Origin of the sequence: Streptomyces sp. NPDC002057, from assembly GCF_040296665.1 — a bacterium.
GTDB lineage: Bacteria > Actinomycetota > Actinomycetes > Streptomycetales > Streptomycetaceae > Streptomyces.
This window is the reverse complement of sequence record NZ_JBEOXR010000006.1, coordinates 47,564-66,746: the sequence shown is the minus strand read 5'-3', so window position 1 is coordinate 66,746 and position 19,183 is coordinate 47,564. Positions and strand designations below refer to the sequence as shown.

The 19,183-nt window shown below is 71.5% G+C and carries 20 protein-coding genes; 12 read left to right on the top strand and 8 right to left on the bottom strand.

The window, feature by feature from the left end; genetic code table 11:
• Nucleotides 1–58: 58 nt before the first annotated feature.
• A complete protein-coding gene (locus ABT129_RS07390) occupies nt 59–1,144 on the bottom strand; it encodes an NADH:flavin oxidoreductase/NADH oxidase (RefSeq protein WP_351897736.1) in 1,086 nt (361 codons plus the stop codon).
• A 125-nt stretch (nt 1,145–1,269) separates the two neighbouring features.
• Between ABT129_RS07390 and ABT129_RS07385 the strand changes: the two genes are divergently transcribed.
• Entirely contained in the window at nt 1,270–1,623 is a 354-nt protein-coding gene (locus tag ABT129_RS07385) for an ArsR/SmtB family transcription factor (protein ID WP_351897733.1), read from the top strand.
• Nucleotides 1,624–1,738: 115 nt separating this feature from the next.
• Here ABT129_RS07385 and ABT129_RS07380 read toward each other — a convergent pair whose 3' ends face one another.
• The gene (locus ABT129_RS07380; RefSeq protein ID WP_351897731.1) at nt 1,739–2,389 is read right to left on the bottom strand and encodes a DUF305 domain-containing protein; all 651 of its coding nucleotides are present in this window, start codon (nt 2,387–2,389) and stop codon (nt 1,739–1,741) included.
• 176 nt (nt 2,390–2,565) lie between these two features.
• Between ABT129_RS07380 and ABT129_RS07375 the strand changes: the two genes are divergently transcribed.
• Complete coding sequence (locus tag ABT129_RS07375; RefSeq protein ID WP_351897729.1) at nt 2,566–4,101, top strand: LVIVD repeat-containing protein; 1,536 nt, start codon at nt 2,566–2,568, stop codon at nt 4,099–4,101.
• Here ABT129_RS07375 and ABT129_RS07370 read toward each other — a convergent pair.
• From ABT129_RS07370 to ABT129_RS07355, 4 genes are all read right to left on the bottom strand, one after another.
• Nucleotides 4,089–4,745: a TetR/AcrR family transcriptional regulator gene (locus ABT129_RS07370; protein WP_351897727.1), complete on the bottom strand. Its 657-nt coding sequence runs from the start codon at nt 4,743–4,745 to the stop codon at nt 4,089–4,091. The two genes, ABT129_RS07375 and ABT129_RS07370, sit on opposite strands and share 13 nt — an antisense overlap.
• Nucleotides 4,746–4,874: 129 nt before the next feature.
• Nucleotides 4,875–5,660, bottom strand: coding sequence for a phosphatase PAP2 family protein (locus ABT129_RS07365; RefSeq protein ID WP_351897725.1), 786 nt, complete (start codon nt 5,658–5,660; stop codon nt 4,875–4,877).
• Between the two features lie 94 nt (nt 5,661–5,754).
• A complete protein-coding gene (locus tag ABT129_RS07360; protein WP_351897723.1) occupies nt 5,755–6,690 on the bottom strand; it encodes a M56 family metallopeptidase in 936 nt (311 codons plus the stop codon).
• 141 nt (nt 6,691–6,831) lie between these two features.
• The gene (locus tag ABT129_RS07355) at nt 6,832–7,440 is read right to left on the bottom strand and encodes a DUF5134 domain-containing protein (RefSeq protein WP_351897722.1); all 609 of its coding nucleotides are present in this window, start codon (nt 7,438–7,440) and stop codon (nt 6,832–6,834) included.
• A gap of 170 nt (nt 7,441–7,610) precedes the next feature.
• Between ABT129_RS07355 and ABT129_RS07350 the strand changes: the two genes are divergently transcribed.
• From ABT129_RS07350 to ABT129_RS07330, 5 genes are all read left to right on the top strand, one after another.
• Nucleotides 7,611–8,162 carry a GNAT family N-acetyltransferase gene (locus tag ABT129_RS07350; RefSeq protein WP_351897720.1) on the top strand — a complete coding sequence of 184 codons (552 nt, stop codon included), beginning with the start codon at nt 7,611–7,613 and terminating at the stop codon, nt 8,160–8,162.
• Between the two features lie 156 nt (nt 8,163–8,318).
• On the top strand, nt 8,319–9,725 hold the full coding sequence (locus tag ABT129_RS07345; protein WP_351897718.1) for a DUF6421 family protein: 1,407 nt from the start codon (nt 8,319–8,321) through the stop codon (nt 9,723–9,725).
• A 35-nt stretch (nt 9,726–9,760) separates the two neighbouring features.
• Nucleotides 9,761–10,522 carry an SDR family NAD(P)-dependent oxidoreductase gene (locus ABT129_RS07340; RefSeq protein ID WP_351897716.1) on the top strand — a complete coding sequence of 254 codons (762 nt, stop codon included), beginning with the start codon at nt 9,761–9,763 and terminating at the stop codon, nt 10,520–10,522.
• On the top strand, nt 10,519–11,598 hold the full coding sequence (locus ABT129_RS07335) for a threonine aldolase family protein (protein ID WP_351898086.1): 1,080 nt from the start codon (nt 10,519–10,521) through the stop codon (nt 11,596–11,598). The genes ABT129_RS07340 and ABT129_RS07335 overlap by 4 nt, the downstream gene beginning before the upstream one ends.
• A gap of 170 nt (nt 11,599–11,768) precedes the next feature.
• The gene (locus tag ABT129_RS07330) at nt 11,769–12,461 is read left to right on the top strand and encodes a B3/B4 domain-containing protein (RefSeq protein WP_351897714.1); all 693 of its coding nucleotides are present in this window, start codon (nt 11,769–11,771) and stop codon (nt 12,459–12,461) included.
• A 48-nt stretch (nt 12,462–12,509) separates the two neighbouring features.
• Here ABT129_RS07330 and ABT129_RS07325 read toward each other — a convergent pair whose 3' ends face one another.
• Entirely contained in the window at nt 12,510–13,232 is a 723-nt protein-coding gene (locus ABT129_RS07325; RefSeq protein WP_351897713.1) for a lysophospholipid acyltransferase family protein, read from the bottom strand.
• Between the two features lie 238 nt (nt 13,233–13,470).
• Between ABT129_RS07325 and ABT129_RS07320 the strand changes: the two genes are divergently transcribed.
• The 5 genes from ABT129_RS07320 to ABT129_RS07300 all read left to right on the top strand — a co-directional run bounded on the left by ABT129_RS07320 (nt 13,471) and on the right by ABT129_RS07300 (nt 17,963).
• Nucleotides 13,471–13,782: a TlpA family protein disulfide reductase gene (locus ABT129_RS07320; protein ID WP_351897711.1), complete on the top strand. Its 312-nt coding sequence runs from the start codon at nt 13,471–13,473 to the stop codon at nt 13,780–13,782.
• 197 nt (nt 13,783–13,979) lie between these two features.
• Nucleotides 13,980–14,504 carry a flavin reductase family protein gene (locus ABT129_RS07315; RefSeq protein WP_351897709.1) on the top strand — a complete coding sequence of 175 codons (525 nt, stop codon included), beginning with the start codon at nt 13,980–13,982 and terminating at the stop codon, nt 14,502–14,504.
• 199 nt (nt 14,505–14,703) lie between these two features.
• A complete protein-coding gene (locus ABT129_RS07310; RefSeq protein ID WP_055599476.1) occupies nt 14,704–15,489 on the top strand; it encodes an electron transfer flavoprotein subunit beta/FixA family protein in 786 nt (261 codons plus the stop codon).
• A gap of 54 nt (nt 15,490–15,543) precedes the next feature.
• On the top strand, nt 15,544–16,506 hold the full coding sequence (locus tag ABT129_RS07305; protein WP_351897707.1) for an electron transfer flavoprotein subunit alpha/FixB family protein: 963 nt from the start codon (nt 15,544–15,546) through the stop codon (nt 16,504–16,506).
• Between the two features lie 167 nt (nt 16,507–16,673).
• Nucleotides 16,674–17,963, top strand: coding sequence for a DUF6986 family protein (locus ABT129_RS07300; protein ID WP_351897705.1), 1,290 nt, complete (start codon nt 16,674–16,676; stop codon nt 17,961–17,963).
• Between the two features lie 49 nt (nt 17,964–18,012).
• On the opposite strand, the gene ABT129_RS07295 is transcribed toward ABT129_RS07300, so the two are convergent.
• Nucleotides 18,013–19,047 (bottom strand): LacI family DNA-binding transcriptional regulator, encoded by a 1,035-nt coding sequence (locus tag ABT129_RS07295; protein WP_351897703.1) that lies wholly within the window; start codon nt 19,045–19,047, stop codon nt 18,013–18,015.
• Between the last annotated feature and the right edge of the window lie 136 nt (nt 19,048–19,183).

Sequence of the window (19,183 nt, the reverse complement as noted above, 5' to 3'; positions counted from 1 at the left end):
GCCCGGACGCCTTTCCTGCCCCCCCGGAGCCCGGCGGCGGCCGCCGGGCCCCCGGCGGTCAGATCGCCCAGGCGTACGGCGACGGGGCCGGGTGCGTCCGCGCGCCGAGGTCGCGGGCGGCGCGGCGGGCCCACGAGGCGTCGCGCAGCAGCTCGCGGCCGAGCAGGACCGCGTCGGCCTCGCCGCCGGCGACGATCTTCTCCGCCTGCTCGCTCTCGGTGATGAGGCCGACGGCGGCCACCGGCAGCCCGGTCTCCGCCTTGACGCGGGCCGCGAAGGGCACCTGGTAGCCGGGGCCCACCGGGATCTCGGCGGGGCCGCCGTTGCCACCGGTGGAGACGTCGAGGAGGTCGACGCCGTGCTCGCGCAGGAGCGCGGCGAACCGCACGGTCTCGTCGGCCGTCCAGCCCTGCTCCGCCAGCCAGTCGGTGGCCGAGACGCGGAAGAAGACGGGGAGTTCCTCGGGCCACACGGACCGGACCGCGTCGACGACCTCCAGGGCGAGCCGGGTCCGGTTCTCGAAGGAGCCGCCGTACGCGTCGGTGCGGTGGTTGCTGTGCGGGGAGAGGAACTCGCCGATGAGGTAGCCGTGGGCACCGTGCACCTCGACGACCTGGAAGCCGGCGTCGAGGGCGCGGCGGGCCGCGTCCGCGAACTGTCCGGTGATCTCCCGGATCCGCTCCACGGTCAGCTCGGTGGGGACCGGGTAGCCCTCGGCGAACTCGACGGGGCTGGGGCCGACGGGCTGCCAGCCGGGGCCGCCCTCGGGGACGGGCCCGCGGCCCTCCCAGGGGCGCTTGGTCGAGGCCTTGCGGCCGGCGTGCCCGATCTGGATGCCGGGCACGGTGCCGTGCTCCTTGAGGAAGTCGGCGATCCGCCGCAGGGCCTCGGTCTGGGTGTCGTTCCAGAGGCCGAGGTCCGCCGGGCTGATGCGCCCCTCGGGGGAGACGGCCGTGGCCTCGACGAGGATCAGCCCGGTGCCACCGGTGGCACGGGAGGCGTAGTGGGCGAAGTGCCAGTCCGTGGCGACACCCGCGTTCGGTCCGGTCATCTCCGCCGAGTACTGGCACATGGGTGCCATCCAGACCCTGTTGGGCACGGTCAGGGACCGCAGGGTGTAGGGCTGGAACAGGGCGACGCTCATGACGGACTCCGTTTCGGGATGCCTCGAAGGACGCTAGTACGGTAACCATCGTAGTACGGCGTCTGTCAAACTACGAGAGATCTCGTACAATGGCTCCGTATCCCGGATGAAGTGGAGCCGCCACCGTGACGACCACCACGAGCCCCCGCGCCCTCGAACACCCCGCGCGCGACCGGATCCGCCTGGAAACGGTGCTGCACGCGCTCGCGGACCCGGTGCGGCTGAGCATCGTGCGGGAGTTGGCGCGCGAGGGCGCCGAGCTGAGCTGCTCGTACTTCGACCTCCCGGTGACCAAGTCCACGACGACGCACCACTTCCGGGTGCTGCGCGAGAGCGGCGTCATCCAGCAGACGTACCGGGGGACGGCCAAGCTCAGCGCCCTGCGCGGGGAGGACCTCGACGCGCTCTTCCCGGGACTCCTGGCCACCGTACTGGCGGCGGCCGACGCCCAGGCCGCCCGCGGGGACGAGCCCGCCTGACGGACCGGCGCCGGCCGCCTCTGCGCCCCCGCCCCCGAGCCCCGGACGATGCGCGGGGGCCTCGTCCAGGGCGACCCCCGACCCTGGCCCGGAGCGACCCCCGGGGCGGGTGCTCCTACAGCGACCGCATCCTGTTGATCTCCGCGGTCTGCTGGGCGATCACGTCGTTCGCCATCTCCTCCACGAGGACGTTGTTCCCCTCGCTCAGCACCTCGGCCGCCATCGTCACCGCCCCCTGGTGGTGGGTGATCATCAGCTTCAGGAACAGCTCGTCGAAGACCTTGCCCTTGGCGTTCCCCAGCTCCTTCAGCTGTGCCTCGGTCGCCATGCCCGGCATCGAGTGATGGTCGTGACCGGCCTGTTCGCGCGGTCCACCGTTGTTTTTCAGCCAACCTTCCATCGCGCCGATCTCGGGCTGCTGCGCCGCCGCGATCCGCTCGGCCACCTTCCTGACCTGAGTCGAGCCGGCCCGCCGCGGGGCGAGCGCCGTCATGGTCAGGGCCTGTCGGTGGTGCACGATCATCATCTGGGCATACGTGAAGTCCGCGCCGTTGGGGCTCTCGTCCGGCATCAGCCGGGCGGCCTCCTCGGGGGATATCCGCCGGGCCGGCTCCCCGGGCTTGCCCGGGGCCACCACCGTGGTCCCGGCCGATGCGGCGGCCTTCGGCGCGGCCTTGTCCGGCCCCGACTCGCAGGCGGACAGGGCGAGTACGGCGACGGCGGACAGGGCCACGGCGGCGACGGCCCGGTGACGGCGGATCAACAACGTGACCTCCAGGTTTTCTTGCGGCGACAGTGACCGTTCCTAGCACTTTTCTCGGGGTGACCGATCAGAATCCTTCATTACGTCTGTGTTGCCATCTGTTGAGATGTGCACGGCAAGGAAGATACTGCCGAGGTCCAACACCCGTTCAAGGCTGAACGGATACCAGGGAGGACGGAGTGACTTCGTTGCGTACCCCGCGTACCACGTCCCACACGCGTGACCCGCGTGCACGGCTCAGACGCCTGGGCGTGGCATCCGCCGCGGCCGGTCTGCTGGCCACACTGCTGGCGGCAGGCCCCGTGGCCGCCACACCCGATCCCGGAGACGCCCTCGTCCAGGGCAAGGTCTCCTCGGAGCAGGCGGCCGACGCGCGCTCCGCCATTCAGAGCGGTGAGATACCCGGCGTGGACGAGATCGTCCACAGCTCGAACATCAAGCACCTCGCGAACATCCCCAAGGACGCGCTCCAGGGCCTCAACACGGACCTCGCGTTCCAGGGCAAGTACGCCTTCGCCGGCAACTACGACGGCTTCCGGATCTTCGACATCAGCAACCCGAAGGCCCCGAAGACCGTCACCCAGGTCCTCTGCCCGGGCTCCCAGAACGACATCTCCGTCTCCGGGGACCTGCTGTTCCTCTCGACGGACTCCTCCCGGAGCGACAACTCCTGCGCCAGCACCACGCAGCCCGCCTCGGTCAAGGAATCCTGGGAGGGCATGAAGATCTTCGACATCAGCGACGTCAGGAACCCGAAGTACGTCGCCGCCGTCGAGACCGCCTGTGGTTCGCACACCCACACGCTGGTGCCGAAGCGCAAGGACGTGTACGTCTACGTCTCCTCGTACTCGCCCAGCGCCGCGTTCCCGGACTGCCAGCCCCCGCACGACGGCATCTCGGTCATCAAGGTGCCCCGCAAGGCACCCGAGAAGTCCAGGATCGTCTCCTTCCCCGTCCTCTTCCCGGGCGAGGGCCCGGACGGCGGCGGCAACCCGGGCGCGCCCACCAACCCGGGCGTCTCGAAGACCACCGGCTGCCACGACATCACCGTGCTGCCGGAGAAGGACCTCGCGGCCGGCGCCTGCATGGGTGACGGCATCCTCTTCGACATCGAGGACCCCGAGCGTCCGCGGGTGATCGACCGCGTCCAGGACAACGTCAACTTCGCGTTCTGGCACTCCGCGACCTTCAACCAGAAGGCCAACAAGATCGTCTTCACCGACGAGCTCGGCGGCGGCGGCGCGGCCACCTGCAACGCGGCCGTCGGCCCGAACCGCGGTGCCAACGGCATCTACGACATCGTCGGCAAGGGCAAGCGCAGCAAGCTCGTCTTCCGCAGCTACTTCAAGATCCCGCGCCACCAGGCCGACACCGAGAACTGCGTCGCCCACAACGGCTCGCTGATCCCGGTCAAGGGCAAGGACCTCATGGTCCAGGCGTGGTACCAGGGCGGTGTCTCCGTCTGGGACTTCACCGACTCCCGCAAGCCCAAGGAGATCGCCTATTTCGAGCGCGGTCCGCTCTCCGCCACCACCATCGCGACCGGTGGCTCGTGGTCCGCGTACTACTACAACGGCTACATCTACTCGAACGACATCGCCAAGGGCTTCGACGTCCTGAAGCTCTCCGACCGTCGCACCGACCCCGCGAAGCGGATCCGGCTGGACGAGCTCAACGTCCAGACCCAGCCGGACTACTTCGACTACGACGACTGACCGGGACGGCCGGCTGACGGCCTGAACGCCGGCGTGCCGTCGGGCGGACCCCCGTCCGGCGGCACGCCCGCCTCCCAGTCGAGGCCGTACCGGTGGAACAGCTCCGACCGCAGCCGCGCCAGCGGCATCCGCGCGCCCGGAAGCAGGACCGCCACCACCGCGCCCATCAACAGGGCGCGCAGCATCGGATAGTCCGTGTCCACGTCCTCGGAGCCGTACCGGGTGACCGTGTCGCGCAGCAGGAAGGCGAGGCGCTGCTGCTCCTCGCACTGCACGAACCCCTCGGCCTGCAGGATGCCCGCCATGTGGGTCCGCATCAGGGTGGGCCGCTCCGCCGCGAGCCCCAGGATGGCGTCGATCGCGCGGGCCAGCCGCTCACGGCCGTCCTCCGAGCGCGGCTCGCGCTCCAGCGCCGCCTCCAGCGTGAGGTGCATCAGCCGGTGCACCGCAGCCTGGAGCAACTGCCGTTTGCCCGGGAAGTAGTACGAGATCAGTCCCCGCGCCGTACCGGCCCGCTCCGCGATGTCGCCGAGCGTGGTGGCCTCGTAGCCATGTGTGTCGACCAGCTCCACCGTGGCCTGCAGAATGCGCTCCCGCGACCTGCGCCGGAGCTCTTCATTGACCGATGGGCTACGCGGGGACATGCTGGACTCCTGCGTTGACTGGCTGCCGGCCAATATACTCGGCGCATCCCGTCGGCATGCCTCCGTGGCAGGTCGCCGGGGATGCCGTCTGTTCTGGGCGACACGGGGGATCGTCCAGAACAGGCGGCTTCATCGTGCTTCCCCCATTCTGCTCCCGCCGCCGATGCCCCCGTCCTGCTCGTCTCCGGCCCCGGCGTCTCCGGCCCCGGTCTCCCCGGCCCCGGTTCCGCCCGTCCCGAAGGCCCCGGTCCCCCCGGCTCCGGCAGCCGTGACGCCCGTCCCGGTCCACAGACCGCGTCGCGCGCTCCAGCGGTACGTCAGGACCGACACGGCCACACAGCACCAGCCGAGCAGCCAGCCCCCGAGGACGTCCGTGGGCCAGTGGACACCCAGGTAGATCCGCGTCCAGCCCACGCCGAGCACCGAGACGACCGCGGCGACGGTGAGGGCGCCCCAGCCGCGCCACCCGTCGCGCCAGCGCAGCGCGAGGACCCAGAGCAGCAGGCCACAGGTGACCATGGCCGTCATCGCGTGCCCGGACGGGAAGGCGGCGAACCGCGCCGAGTCGACCGGGTCGTCCCACTCGGGCCGCTCCCGCCCCACCAGCGCCTTGAGGCCCTGCTGGAGCCCCACGGCCACCAGGCTCGTCACCGCCACCCACAGGGCCAGGCGCCGTTCCCTGCCCATCCACAGCAGCACCACGGCGGCCGCGGCCAGGGCGCGCATCGTCCACGGGTCCCAGACCCAGTCGCTGAGGACGCGGTTCAGCCCGGTGAGTCCTGGGTCGGCGACGGCGTCACGGTGGAGCGCCTCGGCCACCGAACGGTCGAAGGAGAGCAGGGGTGTCCACCCCGCCGCGACGAGGACGAGCAGCAGAAGGAACAGGACGCCGGAGACCAGAGCGGAGGAGCGCATGCCTCGATCCTGCCCGACATACGGCGTCGCATGATCCTCCGGTCGCCCCGCGCGCGCCGTCGCACCCCTTCCGGCGTGATCGACGGGGGTCCCCCTATCCCAGCGCGCTGAGCGCCGGGACGAGGGCCACGAGCACCGGGACCACCGGGACCATGGACGCGGCCGCGGTGAGCCGCAGGCGGCGGCCGGCCGTGAGCCGGGGTGTCGCGGTGAGGAGCCGGTTCACCCGCCGCGGCAGCTCTCCGTACGGTGCCGTGCCGGGGCCGAACACGCCCCGGTCCTCGTTCAGTTCGACCAGGGCGAGCGCGATCGTCAGACGCCCGAAACGGCGCGAGGCCACGTCGTCGGCGGCCAGCTCCACCAGTCGGTGCATCTCCTCGCGGAAGGCCGCGAAGACCGGGATGCCCGGGAATCCGGCGGCCAGCGCGGCGGAGGAGTGCCGCAGCCAGTCGTGCCGGGCACGGGCGTGGCCCTGCTCGTGCGCCAGGACGGCGTCCAGCTGGCGGCCCTTCAACCGCCGCAGCGCGGCCGTGGTGATGACGAGCTGCGGCGTGGTCCCCGCCAGCCACCAGGCGTCCGCCTTCTCGCCCTCCAGGACCACGAGCCGCTCGCTGCCGGGTTCCTCCCCGGGCAGCATCGGCGCGCGGACGAGCAGATCGCAGCGGCGCAGCCGGCGCCGGGTCCGGGCCTGGCTGAACTCCCGGCCGAGCATCGCCCCGGACCAGACCCCGCCGGCCGCGAGGGCCACCGCGAGCACCGCGGACCACGGCCCGCTCGTCCCCAGCTCGTAGGCGTCCACCACGGCGCGCGGCGCGGGGGCGAAGAGCTGCCCCCGTACGGCCTGCCAGGCGGTCGACGCGCTGAACGTCATGGAGAGGGCGAAACTCAGCAGCACGGCGGCGACCACGCACTGCCAGACCCAGAGGGCCACCACGGGTTCTCGCTCGACCCAGTCCGCCCGTGACAGCAGCCGGGGGGCCGCGAGGGCGGTCAGGAGGCCGAGCAGGAACAGCACGAGGGAGACCCACATGGCGCCAGCCTATGAGCGCGGTACGGTGCGGGGGTATGGCCTCGGACGGCAAGTGACGTACGCCACGGTTTCGTTGCTCCCGGAGCGGCCCTCGGAGGCGACCGCGACTCCTGCGAGCCTCCGTCTCCCGGCCGCCCGTCCTCAGAGGGTCACCAGCATGGCGAGGGTCGCGAGTCCCATCGACAGTCGGCAGGCGAGCGTCAGTTCCGGCCGGGTCGCCCAGGCCGGCCCGGTGCCTCCCGCCCCCACCGCGGGTCTCGCGGTCCTCCGGTCGCCCGTCCCCGCCACGGGGACCGGCAGTGCCACCGGGACGAGTCTCGCGCCCGTGTGCAGCACGTACGCCATGTAGTAGAGGAGCAGCCCGCCCGTGAGCAGCGGTATGCCGCCCGCCGTGGCCGCCGTGTGCCCCGTGTGCGCCCCCGGGGCCGGTGTCGCCATGGTCAGCGCCATGTAGACCATGACGAGCGAGCCGACGAGGTGGTGCACGTGGTGTCCGCCGCGCCGGACCGCGAGGAGGCCGTGCAGCGCCGCGGCGCCGAACACCACCGCGTACACCGCCCAGCTCCACTCCGGCGGCGTGAGCGCCGCCGTGGGCAGGGCCATCGACGCCATTCCGAACCCCATGACCGCCTCGCCGCCCGCGGCCCGGCGCTCCTCCCCGGTGCACGCGCGCATGCGCGCCAGGCAGTACGCGCCGGTCGCCACGCACAGCGCGACCATCAGCCACCCGGACAGGGCGGGTCCGTGCACGGCACACCTCCCCCTCGACGCCGTCCCTCCCCGGAAGATGCCCGCCGCCGGTGGTGACCACGCGGGCGCACGGGTGCGCACAGGCGTACGAGGGGGAGTGAAGGGGTCGCGTTAGGCTCGGGACGATCGCGTACGCCGATCGTCAGCGCCCGAGGGGAGCCCCCGTACACATGGACACCGCCACGTCGCAGGAGACCGGCCGGATCAGCTACCGCGAAGCGGTCCTGGACGACGTCCCCGCACTCGTCCCGCTCGTCGAGTCGGCCTACCGGGGCGACTCCAGCCGCGGCGGCTGGACCACCGAGGCGGACATCCTCCAGGGGCAGCGCACCGACCCCGAGGGGGTGGCCGCCGTGATCACCGCGCCCGGCAGCCGGCTCCTGGTCGTCGAGCGCGACGGCGGGATCGTCGCCTGCTGCCAGCTGGAGCACCGCGGCGAGGCCGCCTACTTCGGCATGTTCGCGGTCCGCCCCGAACTGCAGGGCGCGGGGCTGGGCAAGCAGATCATCGCGGAGGCGGAGCGCCGGGTGCGCGAGCTGTGGGACGTGCGCGAGATGCACATGACGGTGATCTCCGTACGCGAGGAGCTGATCGCCTGGTACGAGCGGCGCGGCTACCGGCGTACGGGGCGGACGACGCCCTTCCCGTACGGCGACGAGCGCTTCGGGCTGCCCCAGCGCGACGACCTGGAGTTCGAGCTCCTGGTGAAGCCGCTGAGCTGAGCAGGGCGGCGGAAGGGTGGCTTCAACCCTGACCGACAGGAAAAACTTCTGTCATCAGGGGGGTCGCGCAGGATAATTTCTCTTGCTCCCCTTGTGGCAAAGAACCGTCAATGGTTACGGTGTCTTGACGCGAGGTTCTCCTGTGAAGGAAGAGGCATGACGGAAATTCTTGTGCAGGACGTGACCGGTGGGGGGATATCCACCGCCGCCCGGGTGATCGACCACCCCGCCTGGCCCGAGCTCAAGAATGCCGTGGAGGAGTTCCGCGCCTGGCAGAGCGCGGACGGCTCCATCGACTTCGAGCGCGAGGGTGCCCCCGCCCGCTCCCTGGCCGAGCTGACCCTCGACCGCGTCACCGCCGCGGTCGAGCAGCTCTCCCCGCTCGTCCCCCACGACGGCGCCTACCACCGCGCCCTCGTCTCCGACCTGCGCAAGTGGGCCGAGAGCGGCTTCGTGGTCCCGGACTTCCTGGACTCGCTGCTCGCCTTCCAGCCGGCCGCCGACCGCGTGGACGGGCTCCAGCACCTGGTGCTCTTCCCGATGTACACGCAGAACGGCAACCCCGACCGCAACCTCGAAGCCGTCGTGCTCCGCATGGTGTGGCCGGAGTGGCTCTCCGAGCTGGAGCGCACCCGCTACGACAACCCGCTCTTCTGCGGCATCACCTTCGAGGACTTCACCGCCGGGTACGACACCAACTCGGCCGTCCTCTTCCCGGAGACCATCGCCGTCCGCGAGGCCCCCGAGCGCTTCACCTGGGGCGGCATCTTCTGCGACCGCGAGGCCGCGCGCTTCCGCAAGGTCACCGAGGCCGCCGTGGACACCCTCGGCATCCGGCTGCCCGCCGACATCGCCGCGATGATCGACGACCAGGAGCGCTGCGAGAAGGCGTTCGTGCTCTGGGACATGGTCCACGACCGCACCCACAGCCACGGCGACCTGCCCTTCGACCCCTTCATGATCAAGCAGCGCCAGCCCTTCTGGATGTACGGCCTGGAGGAGCTCCGCTGCGACCTCACCGCCTTCAAGGAGGCCGTGAAGCTGGAGGCCGAGGGCAACACGCACGGCCGTGACGTGCAGTACGCGGTCCTCTTCGACCGGATGTTCCGCTTCCCGCTCACCGGCGACCGGAACCGCAACTACGACGGTCTCGGCGGCCAGCTCCTCTTCGCGTACCTCCACAAGAACGACGTGGTGCGCTGGACGGACAACACCCTCAAGATCGACTGGCAGCGTGCCCCCGAGGTCACCAACCAGCTCTGCGCCGACATCGAGAAGCTCTACCGCGACGGCATCGACCGCCCCAAGCTCGTCCACTGGTTCAAGGCGTACGAGCTCGTCTCCACCTACCTCGCCCCGCACCCGGGATCGAAGTGGGCCAAGGGCCCGGACGCCCTCGACCTGTCGCTGCCGCCCCGCAAGCTCGTCGACGACGTGCTTCCGGACGAGTTTCCGCTCAGCATGTTCTTTGAGGCCCTCGCCAAGAAGCTGAAGGGCGTGATCGCCGACACCAAGGGGATCACCGCCGCCGACGTCCCGCGCACCGAGCGGGCCGCCGCGTGAGCGCTCGTACGGACGACACGGAGGAGGCGTCGCCCATGAACGCGAACGGAAACGGCGGGCCGCTGGACGGCGCCGTCATCGCGGTCGCCGGCGCGGCCGGCCCGGCGGGCCGCGCGACGCTCCTGCGTCTCGCCGAGGCGGGCGCGACCGTCGTCGGTTCGGACGCCGACCCGGCGCGCCTCGCGGAGGCCGTGGACGCCGCCCGCTACGCGCACGGCGGTGCCAAGGTGGTCGGCGACACCGTCGACCTCCTCGACCTGGCCGCCACCCGCGACTGGGCCGACAAGACCGAGAAGGAGTTCGGCCGGATCGACGGCCTGGTCCACCTCGTCGGCGGCTGGCGCGGCAGCGGCTCCTTCACCGAGACCGACCTCGCGGACTGGGACTTCCTGGAGAAGCTCCTCATCCGCACCGTCCAGAACACCTCGCTCGCCTTCCACGACGGACTGCTCCGGAGCGGCGGCCGCGGCCGCTACGCCCTGATCAGCCAGGTCGGCGCGCACAAGCCGCTCGCGAACAACGCCGCGTACAACGCCGGCAAGGCGGCCGCCGAGGCCTGGACCCTGGCCATGGCGGACTCGTTCCGCAAGCTGGGGGGCGACGACGGCCCGCAGGCGGCTGCTGCGATCCTGGTGATCAAGGCATTGGTGCACGAGGCCATGCGCGCCGAACGCCCCAACGCGAAGTTCGCGGGCTTCACCGACGTCACCGTCCTGGCCGACGAGATCGCCGGCCTGTGGAGCAGGCCCGCCCAGGAAGTGAATGGACAGCGTCTGTGGCTGACCCCCAAGCCGTGACCGCGGCCCTCGGCCCCAGGACCGACGCGCGTCGTCACCACGACCCGTCGGTCCGGGGCTTCGCCAGCGACAACTACGCCGGCGCCCACCCCGAGGTCCTCGCGGCCCTCGCCCTCGCCAACGACGGCCACCAGGTCGCCTACGGCGAGGACCAGTACACCGAGCACCTCCAGCGGATCATGCACAGCCACTTCGGCCCCACCGCCGAAGCCTTCCCGGTCTTCAACGGGACCGGTGCGAACGTGACCGCCCTCCAGGCGCTCACCGACCGCTGGGGCGCCGTCATCTGCGCCGAGTCCGCGCACATCAACGTGGACGAGGGCGGAGCGCCGGAACGGATGGGCGGCCTCAAGCTGCTCACCGTGCCCACCCCGGACGGCAAGCTCACCCCCGAGCTGATCGACCGGCAGGCCTGGGGCTGGGAGGACGAGCACCGGGCGATGCCGCAGGTCGTCTCGATCACCCAGAACACCGAGCTGGGCACCGTCTACACGGTGGACGAGATCCGCGCGATCGTCGAGCACTCCCATGCCAAGGGCATGAAGGTGCACCTCGACGGCGCCCGGATAGCCAACGCCGCCGCCTCGCTCGACGTGCCGATGCGCGCGTTCACCAACGCGGTGGGCGTCGACGTCCTCTCGTACGGCGGCACGAAGAACGGCATGCTCTTCGGCGAGGCCGTGGTCGTCCTCAACCCCGACGCGGTCAGCCACATGAAGCACCTGCGCAAGCTGTCCATGCAGCTCGCGTCGAAGATGCGCTTCGTGTCGGTGCAGCTGGAGGCCCTCCTCGCGAAGGACCTGTGGCTCCGCAACGCCCGCCACGCCAACGCCATGGCCCAGCGCCTCGCGGCCGGGGTGCGCGAGGTCGACGGGGTGGAGATCCTCTACCCGGTGCAGGCCAACGCGGTCTTCGCCCGGCTGCCGCACGACGTCACCCGGCGGCTCCAGGAGCGCTTCCGCTTCTACTTCTGGGACGAGTCCGCCGGCGACGTGCGCTGGATGTGCGCCTTCGACACCACGGAGGACGACGTCGACGCCTTCCTCCAGGCGCTGAAGGAGGAGCTGGCGCGGTAGCGCTCGCGATCCGACGAGAACGGCCGGACCCGAAGTCACCGACTTCGGGTCCGGCCGTCTCCGCGTGCGCGCCCAGCGCAGTGCAGCACAGTGGATTATCCGGTGCTCTAGACTGAACCGGACCGGATCGAACCAGACCCTGTGCCCCGGACATCAGCGAACGGCGGATCATGACCCTCACGCTCACCGTCTCCCACGAGGTGCGCACCCTCGTACCCGGCTTCACCGCGCTCGTCCTCGAGGCCCACGGCCTGGTCAACGGGCCCAGTGACGAGACCAGTTCGGCCCTCCTCGACGAGGCCGCGCGACGGCTCGCCGAGCGCCTCGACGGCCGCACCCCGGACCAGGACCCGCACATCGCCGCCTGGCGCGCCGCGTACACCGCGTTCGGCGCCAAGCCCTCCCGTACCCGCAACTCCGCGGAGGCGCTCGCCAAGCGGGCGCTCGCCGACGGCGGGCTGCCCCGCATCAACCGGCTCGTCGACGCCTACAACGCGGTGAGCGTCGCCCGTCTCATCCCGGTCGGCGGTGAGGACCTGGGCCGGATCAAGGGCGCCATGAGCCTCGTGCGGGCCACCGGCGACGAGCCCTTCGTCACCGTGGCGGGAGGGGAGGAGACGGTGGAGCACCCCGAGCCCGGGGAGGTCGTCTGGTGCGACGAGGAGGGCGTGACCTGCCGCCGCTGGAACTGGCGCCAGGGCCCCCGTACCCGCATCGACGACGACACGGTCGACGCGGTCTTCCTGCTCGAATCGCTCGCCCCCATGACCCGGGAGGAGCTGCTCGCGGCCGGCACCGAACTGGCGGAGTCGCTGGAGAAGCTCAGCCCGGGGGCCCGGATCACCGTCCGGGACCCGGAGTGACGATTCTGCGCCGGGGCGGTCCGGAGACCCCCGGACGGCGCCCCGCCGTCAGCCCGCGTCCTTGACCTCGGCCGGCGTCGGAGCCGTACCACCGAGGTGCGCGGGCACCCACCACGTGTCGCTCGCGTCCTTCGGGCGGACCGGGTAGGCGCGCTGCGCGGCCTCCAGGAGCTCCTGGACGCGCTCGCGCAGCCGCCGGGTGATGGCGCCCGCGTACTGGTCGGCGGGCGCCTCCATGGGCTCGCCCACGCGGATCGTCACCGGGATGTGGCTCCGCTTGAAGTTCCGCGGCCGGCCCTTCGTCCAGACCCGCTGGGTGCCCCACAGCGCCATCGGGATCAGCGGGACGCCGGCCTCCTGCGCCAGGCGCGCCGCACCCGTCTTGAAGCCCTTGAGCGTGAACGACTGGGAGATGGTCGCCTCGGGGAAGACACCGACGATCTCACCGGCCCGCAGCGACTCCAGCGCGTGCTTGTAGGCGTGCTCGCCCTGCGAACGGTCCACCGGGATGTGCTTCATGCCGCGCATCAGCGGTCCGGAGACCTTGTGCCGGAAGACCGAGTCCTTCGCCATGAAGCGCACCAGGCGCTTCTGCGGCAGCGCCGCGAGACCGGTGAAGATGAAGTCGAGGTAGCTGATGTGGTTGCTCACCAGCACCGCCCCTCCCGTCCGCGGGATGTGCTCGGAGCCCTGCGTCTCGATCTTCAGGTCGAGCGCCTTGAACAGGGTGAGCGCGGCACCGACGACCGGTCGATAGACGAGTTCTGCCATCGGAGAGGAACCTCTTCTTCGTGTGCCCGGGGAGGGGTCCCCCGAGCGAAGTTACGCAGCCGTAGGTTTTCGGCTTTGGGCAGATCGTGCCCCATGTGGGCCGCCGTGACCAGTCCACGCGGCTTCGTACAGGGAGATTCTCGTCACTCGCGGTGGCCGTGGCGGGAATCGAACGCTCCCGTCCGGTGCTGCACCTGCTGAGAACGCCGGAGAGACCGTTGAAGAGAGGGGAAGAAGGGTGACCGAGACGCTCGGACCGGAGACGCTCGGCGTCCCGCTGGGGGAGCGGGCCACGCTGGTCCAGTTCTCCACCGCCTTCTGTCAGCCCTGTCGCGCCACCCGCCGCACCCTCGCCGAGGTGGCCGCGATGGTGCCGGGGGTGGGCCACGTGGAGATCGACGCCGAGGAGCGGCTCGATCTCGTACGCGAACTGGGCATCGAGCGGACCCCCACCGTCCTCGTCCTCGACCGGACGGGCCGCGTCGTCCGCCGGGCCGCCGGACAGCCGCGCAGGGTGGACGTCATCGCCGCGCTGGGGCGGGCGGTCTGACGCGGTGACACTTCTCCCACATCGCGGTACGCACTTGACTGCACGCGACAACGATCGTCACTCTGACGGAGTGCCCCCAGAACTCCTTCTCTACGGCCGGACCCACGTGGACCTGGCCCGCAACGCGAGCGCGCGCTGTCCGGGCGTCTGACGACCCCAGGACCTCTTCCATGCCGCCCTCGCAGAAGGACAACTCCATGACGGTTTCGCCCGAGCTCCGTGCCGTTCCCACGATAGGCGCCCCCCGGCAGGCCTCACCCGATCTGCTCCGCTCCGTCTTCCGCCGGCACGCGGCCGGTGTCGCGGTCGTCACCGCCCACGGGGAGCGCCCCGTCGGCTTCACCGCGACCTCGCTCAACTCCGTCGCCGCCGAACCGCCGCTGATCTCCTTCGGCGTGGGCACCTCCTCCTCCAGCTGGCCGGTGCTCGCCGAGGCCGAGCACATCGGCGTGCACATACTCGGGGAGCACCAGCAGGAGCTCGCCGCCACCTTCGCGCGCAGCGGCGCCGACCGTTTCGGAGAGGGGACCCGCTGGAGCGTGGGCCCCGAGGGCGTGCCCGTGCTCGACGGCGTACTCGCCTGGCTGGTCTGCCGGGTGGTGGCCCGCGTGCCCGCCGGCGACCACCGGATCGTGATCGCCCAGGCGATCGCCGGAGACCCCGAGGGAGCGGGCCGGCCGCTCCTCTACCACCATGGACGCTTCAACGCGCTGCGCGACTGAGAGTTCCCGCGCGCGCCGCTCTCCGCGCGTTGGGCAGATCACACCGCTGAGCGCTTGCTTACTGGTAACGGACTGGGTGTACTGGCGAGTAATATTTCGGTCGGGGCGTCCGGCGCCCCGACCGGAAACCCGCCCTTCAGGCGCCTATGCTGCGAGCAACAAGGCAGCCCAGTTTTGACGATGCAGTAGGAGAGCCGGCGTGAGCTTGAGGATCGTTGTCTGTGTGAAGTACGTGCCCGACGCGACCGGAGACCGCAAGTTCGCGGACGACCTGACGGTCGACCGCGACGACGTCGACGGCCTGCTGTCGGAGCTCGACGAGTACGCCGTCGAGCAGGCACTGCAGATCGCCGAAGAGGCGGACGACGCCGAGGTCACCGTGCTGACGGTCGGACCCGAGGACGCCAAGGACGCGCTGCGCAAGGCGCTCTCCATGGGCGCCGACAAGGCGGTCCACGTCGAGGACGACGACCTGCACGGCACCGACGTCATGGGTACCTCGCTGGTGCTCGCCAAGGCGATCGAGAAGACCGGCTACGACGTCGTCATCGCCGGCATGGCCTCCACCGACGGCACCATGGGTGTCCTCCCGGCGATCCTCGCCGAGCGTCTGGGCGTCCCGCAGGTCACGCTGCTCTCCGAGGTCTCCATCGAGGACGGCGTCGTGAAGGGCCGCCGTGACGGCGACTCCGCCTCCGAGCAGCTGGAGGCCTCCCTCCCGGCGGTCGTGTCCGTGACCGACCAGTCGGGCGAGGCGCGCTACCCGTCCTTCAAGGGCATCATGGCCGCCAAGAAGAAGCCGGTGGAGTCCCTGGAGCTGGACGACCTGGACATCGACGCGGACGAGGTCGGCCTGGCCGGCGCGTGGACCGCGGTCGACTCCGCCGCCGAGCGTCCGGCGCGCACCGCGGGCACGATCGTCAAGGACGAGGGCGAGGGCGGCAAGCAGCTCGCCGAGTTCCTCGCGGGCCAGAAGTTCATCTAAGGCTCGCGCGAGCCCCTCAGACCGTCCCTTTCGTTCGCAGGAGATTGAAGTCCCATGGCTGAGATTCTCGTCTACGTCGACCACGTCGACGGAGCCGTCCGCAAGCCCACCCTGGAGCTGCTGACGCTCGCCCGCCGCATCGGCGAGCCGGTCGCCGTCGCGCTCGGCAACGGCGCCGCCGACACCGCCGCCGTCCTCGCCGAGCACGGCGCGGTGAAGGTGCTGACCGCCGACGCCCCCGAGTTCACCGAGTACCTCGTCGTCCCGAAGGTCGACGCGCTCCAGGCCGCCTACGAGGCCGTGTCCCCGGCCGCCGTGCTCGTCCCGTCCTCCGCCGAGGGCAAGGAGATCGCGGCCCGCCTCGCGGTCCGCATCGGCTCCGGCATCATCACCGACGCCGTGGACCTGGAGGCCGGTGACGAGGGCCCGGTCGCGACGCAGTCCGCGTTCGCCGCCTCCTTCACCACCAAGTCCCGCGTCTCCAAGGGCGTCCCGGTCATCACGGTCAAGCCGAACTCGGCCCCCGTCGAGGCCGCCCCGGCCGCCGGCGCCGTCGAGGCCCTCACGGTCTCCTTCGGCGCGCTGGCCACCGGCACCAAGGTGACCGCCCGCACCCCGCGCGAGTCGACCGGCCGCCCGGAGCTGACCGAGGCCGCGATCGTGGTCTCCGGCGGCCGCGGCGTCAACGGTGCCGAGAACTTCGCGATCATCGAGGCGCTCGCCGACTCGCTCGGTGCCGCCGTCGGCGCCTCGCGTGCCGCGGTCGACGCCGGCTGGTACCCGCACTCCAACCAGGTCGGCCAGACCGGCAAGTCGGTCTCGCCGCAGCTGTACATCGCCTCCGGCATCTCCGGCGCGATCCAGCACCGCGCCGGCATGCAGACCTCGAAGACGATCGTCGCCATCAACAAGGACGCCGAGGCGCCGATCTTCGACCTCGTCGACTACGGCGTGGTCGGCGACCTCTTCGACGTCGTCCCGCAGCTGACCGACGAGGTCAAGACCCGCAAGGGCTGAGCTCGACAGGGTTGACCTGCGTTTCTGTACGGTCCGGGGGCCGCGTGGTGATCATCGCCACGCGGCCCCCGGCCGTTTCGGACACCCATTGACGTGGGTCCCGACGGACTACTAACTTCGCTATACGGATTGTTGATTCCGTGAAGCGGAAAACAGGAGGATGTGGGATGGGTCAGCAGGAGAAGGTGTCGACGAGCCTCGCGGGCGCGGTCAGCGAGGGCATCAGCGCCTCCCTCGCGGCGGTGGACGCCGAACTGGACCGCCGCTACCCGGGAGACCCCGGCACCCGCCAGCCCGTCCACACCGTCTACGTCCCCGGAAACGTCTTCGACGCCGGCACCATCCGCTCCTGGGGCGACCAGGCCCTCGCGGCCCTCGACGAGCACGCCCCCGACGCCGCCTCCTTCGCCGCCGTCCTCGGCCTCTCCGACGACCTCGCCGAGGACGTCCACAGCCGCGTGGTCGCCAAGCTGCGGCGCGAGCCGATCGAGGACCTGCGCGTCGACTTCGAGGATGGGTACGCCGGCCACGACGAGGACCAGGACGCCGCCCGCGCCGCCCGGCTGATCTCCGAGGCGTACCGGAACGGCACGGCCGCCCCGTACATGGGCATCCGGATGAAGTGCATGGAGTCCGCCGTACGCGACCGGGGCATCCGCACCACCGACGTCTTCCTCACCGGCCTCCTGGAGAACGGCGGCCTCCCCGACGGCCTCGTCCTCACCCTCCCCAAGGTCACCTACCCCGAGCAGGTCTCCGCCTTCGTCCGCCTCCTGGAGGCCTTCGAGAAGGCCCACGGCCTCGACGCCGGCCGCCTCGGCTTCGAGATCCAGATCGAGACCAGCCAGTCCATCCTCGCCACCGACGGCACCGCCGCCGTCGCCCGCATGATCGGCGCCGCCGAGGGCCGCGCCACCGGACTGCACTACGGCACCTTCGACTACAGCGCCTGCCTCGGCGTCTCCGCCGCCTACCAGGCCAGCGACCACCCGGCCGCCGACCACGCCAAGGCGATCATGCAGGTCGCCGCCGCCGGCACCGGCGTCCGCGTCTCCGACGGCTCCACCAACGTGCTGCCCGTCGGCACCACCGAGCACGTCCACGAGGCCTGGCGGCTCCACTACGGCCTCACCCGCCGCGCCCTCGCCCGCGCCTACTACCAGGGCTGGGACATGCACCCGGGGCACATCCCCACCCGCTACGCCGCCGTCTTCGCCTTCTACCGCGAGGGCTTCGAGGCCGCCGCCAAGCGCCTCTCCGCCTACGCCAACCACGCGGGCGGCGACGTCATGGACGAGCCCGCCACCGCCAAGGCCCTCAGCTCCTACCTGCTGCGCGGCATCGACTGCGGCGCCCTCGACACCGCCGAGGTCGACGCGCTCACCGGCATGAACCGCGCCGCACTCGACCGCTTCGCCGCCCCGCGCCGCGGCGACCTGACGGCCTCCGCGGAGTAACAGCCCGGCCGGCTCGGCGGCGGAGCGGGAACCCCGCCGCCGAGCCCGCTCAGTCGCTCGACGGCGCGATCTCGCCCGACCCGCGGGCGAGCAGCGTCGTGCCCAGGACTACCCGCTCCGGCGCCTCGTCGACCCCGTCGAGGCGCCGGAACAGGCGCTCCGCCGCCGTCCGCCCGAGCGCGGCCGCGTCCTGCGCGATCACCGTGACACCGAGCAGATCGGCCAGCTCGATGTCGTCGAAGCCGACCAGGGCAACCGGCCGAGAGTGCCCGGCGAGGGCCCGGACCACCGTGACCATGACCCGGTTGTTCCCCGCGAACAGCGCCGTCACGGGCTCCGGCGCGGCCAGCATCTCCCGTACCGCCGCGCTCACCCGCTCCGGGTCCGTGGACCCAGGCGAGACCCAGTCCTCCCGGACCGGAAGGCCCGCGTCCTCCATCGCCGCGCGGTAGCCGCGCAGCCGCTCGGACGCCGTGTGGATACGGGGACGGTCGCCGATGAATCCGATCCTGCGGTGCCCGTGGGCGATCAGATGGGCCACCCCGTCACGTGCCCCGCCGAAGCTGTCGGAGAGGACGGCGTCGGCGTCGATCAGACCGGCGGGACGGTCGACGAAGACGGTGGCGACACCCGCCCTGATCTCCGGCTCCAGATAGCGGTGGTCGTCACCGGCGGGGATCACGATCAGCCCGTCCACCCGTCGCGCGCAGAGCGCCAGCGCCAACTCCTGCTCCCGCGCCGGGTCCTCGGCGCTGGAGCCGTTGATGAGGAGGGCGCCGTGCGCCCGCGCGACCTCCTCGACCGCCCGGCTGAGCGGCCCGTAGAACGGGTCCGCGAGATCCTCCAGGACGAGTCCGACGGTCGCGGTCCTGCCCTTGCGCAGGACCCGCGCGCTGTCGTTGCGGCGGAAGCCGAGGATCTCGATGGCCTCCTGGACCCGGCGCTCGGTGTCCGGGGTGACCCCCGGCTCGCCGTTCACGACCCGGGACACCGTCTTCAGGCCGACGCCCGCGCGCGCGGCGACGTCCTTCATCGTGGGCCGGTTGCCGTAGCGGTGCTCGGGGCGGCGGGCGGTTTCGGCCACGGTGCGCGCTTCCTCCGTCGGGATCGGTGTGGTGCCTCTGGTCGAAGCATAGGGCCTGGACAACGTTGTCACGGCAGGGGAGACTGTACGGAACACCGTTCCGTCCGTCCGCCCGCGGAACACCGTTCCGCCGCCG